At 49.2% G+C, this 2,481-nt stretch carries 2 protein-coding genes; both read right to left on the bottom strand.

Annotation, left to right across the window (positions count from 1 at the left end; translation table 11 throughout):
* Positions 1-214 precede the first annotated feature (214 nt).
* On the bottom strand, positions 215-1,123 hold the full coding sequence (gene galU, locus STRDD11_RS02095) for a UTP--glucose-1-phosphate uridylyltransferase GalU (RefSeq protein WP_128834883.1): 909 nt from the start codon (positions 1,121-1,123) through the stop codon (positions 215-217).
* 21 nt (positions 1,124-1,144) lie between these two features.
* Entirely contained in the window at positions 1,145-2,161 is a 1,017-nt protein-coding gene (locus STRDD11_RS02090) for an NAD(P)H-dependent glycerol-3-phosphate dehydrogenase (RefSeq protein ID WP_128834881.1), read from the bottom strand.
* Positions 2,162-2,481 lie beyond the last annotated feature (320 nt).

Genomic DNA, 2,481 nt, shown 5'->3' with positions numbered 1-2,481 from the left:
AAATTCTGGGCAGGGGCTAAAAAGGTCTCCCGGACCTTCCCTGCTTTTCAAATTCCGGGCAGGGGCTAAAAAGGTCCCCCGGACCTTTTTACTCCCTCAGATTCCTGGGGCTGACGTGGTTTGAAGAGGATGAGTATGGATTTTTGCTAAGCCGTCTCCATGTCGTTGCCAATAGAAAAGAGCTGAGGTGTTTCAGCTCTTTTCTATTGCAGGATTATATTTCTTTTGTTTTTTTATTTTCTAATTTTTTGCCTAAGTCAATAATGTATTGCTTAAGATCGTCTTTGACCTGCGGGTGCTTGAGGGCGTAGTCGATAGAGGTCTTCATGAAGCCGAATTTATCCCCGACATCATAGCGGTCGCCTTTGAACTCACGCGCGAAAACTCGCTGGGTTTTGTTAAGAGTATCAATGGCATCGGTCAGCTGAATTTCGTTGCCGGCACCGGGTTTTTGATTTTCCAGAATTTCAAAAATTTCCGGTGTCAGCAGGTAGCGGCCGATAATGGCCAAATCGCTCGGTGCGTCTTCAGGGTTTGGTTTTTCCACAAACTTCTCAACGCTGTAAAGGCCGTTAACTCCTTCGCCCTGAGGTGCAATCACCCCGTAGGCTGATACTTCATCGTGGGGCACCTTCATCACCGCGATGGTAGAAGCATGGGTTGCATCGTAGTCATTCATGAGCTGCTTGGTCAGCGGGACAGCCTTGTCATTGGTGATATCCATGAGATCATCGCCCAGCATGACGATAAAAGGCTCATTGCCGACAAAGGCCTTGGCCTGAAGCACAGCATCGCCCAGACCGCGCGGATGGCTCTGGCGGATGAAATGCAGGCCGATACCAGTCGTCTCGTCTACCAGCTTGAGCAAGTCATTCTTGCCTTTTTCCTTGAGGTTGTACTCCAGCTCAAAGTTTGAATCAAAGTGATCCTCGATGGAACGTTTGGACTTACCAGTAACGACCAAGATGTCGTCAATGCCGGCTTTGAGGGCTTCTTCAACGATGAACTGAATCGTCGGTTTATCCACGATAGGCAGCATCTCCTTAGCAAGAGCCTTGGTAGCAGGCAGGAAGCGGGTGCCGAGGCCGGCAGCCGGAATAACGGCTTTTTTAACTTTTGACATAAGTCATTCCTTTCTTTGGACTCAAGTCCATTCATTTTCAGCCTTAAATTCATTGTTCATGATTTCGTAAATGGCTTCTTTTGTATCATAGTTTTGGTAAATTACCTTGTAGATAGCTTGGGTGATGGGCATATAGACATCCAGCTCCTGAGCCAGCTCATAGGCCGCCTTGGTGGTGGAAATCCCTTCAATAACCATGCCCATGTTGGCTTCGATGTCAGCCAGCTTTTCGCCGCGTCCCAGAGCATCGCCGGCCCGCCAGTTGCGGGAATGGACAGAAGTCCCGGTGACAATCAAATCGCCGACACCGGACAGTCCGCTGTAAGTCAGGGGGCTGGCACCCAGCTTGACACCGAGCCGGGTGATTTCAGCCAGACCGCGAGTGATGATGGCAGCTTTAGCGTTGTCGCCGTAGCCCAGACCGTGCAGGGCACCGGCCCCGACGGCAATGATGTTTTTCAGAGCCCCGGCTGTCTCGACCCCGATGACATCGGTATTGGTATAGAGCCGGAAATAGTGATTGCTGAAGAGCTCCTGTACATACTTAGCGGTTTCTAAATCCTTTGAAGCTGCTGTAATCAGGGTGATGTCACGGACGATGGTCTCCTCAGCATGGCTGGGGCCGGACACCACGACGATTTCGCTGCGCAGCTCAGCCGGAATTTCCTCCTCCAGAATAGTGGAAATCCGTTCATGTGTATTGGGCTCCAAGCCTTTTGAAGCGTGCATAACCCTGACCTTGTGGTCCAGAGTCTGAGCGACCTGCTGGGCCACCAGCCGGGTCACCTTGGTCGGCACGACAAAGAGCACGGCGTCTGCACCGTCAAGAGCTTCTGCCAAATCATGGTAGGCCTTGATATTCTCATCCAGTACAGCTTCTTTGAAATAGCGCTGATTGGTATGCCGGTCGTTGATTTCATCAATCTGATCAGCAATATTTCCCCAGATGCGGACTTCATGGCCATTGTCATTCAGTACCTGTGACAGAGCCGTTCCCCAGGAGCCGGGCCCGATAACAGCAACTCGTTGTTTATCCATATTGCTACTTTCCATTTCTAACTAGAATCATTACTTCTATTTTAACATATAAAGTAAGAAAAATCGTTTTCAAGAGTCAAATAGCAGAAATTTCTTGCACCTTTATCTAAGGGGTGGTCTGTTCTGTATCGTCAGCTTGACTTTGTTCTTATTTATGTTAAAGTAAAGAGACTAAGATTTAAAGCAGACTGTTTCGGAATTCCGAAACTGACAAGCATAGAGACGGGCCGGCCCTCAAAGAAAACCATAGGCAAATCAGGAAAGAGCAGACCTGGTGGCAATCCTGCTTATCAGCTTAGGGGAAATTCCATGGGACTTTC

Origin of the sequence: Streptococcus sp. DD11 (genome assembly GCF_001578865.1) — a bacterium.
Classification (GTDB): Bacteria; Bacillota; Bacilli; order Lactobacillales; family Streptococcaceae; genus Streptococcus; species Streptococcus panodentis.
Note: the sequence above shows the minus strand (reverse complement) of the source record. Positions and strands in the feature narration are given on the sequence as shown.

Excerpts from the sequence above, each read along its gene's own strand:
- STRDD11_RS02090 (WP_128834881.1), bottom strand. The coding sequence starts at position 2,161 with ATGGATAAACAACGAGTTGCTGTTATCGGGCCCGGCTCCTGGGGAACG.
- galU (WP_128834883.1), bottom strand. The coding sequence starts at position 1,123 with ATGTCAAAAGTTAAAAAAGCCGTTATTCCGGCTGCCGGCCTCGGCACC.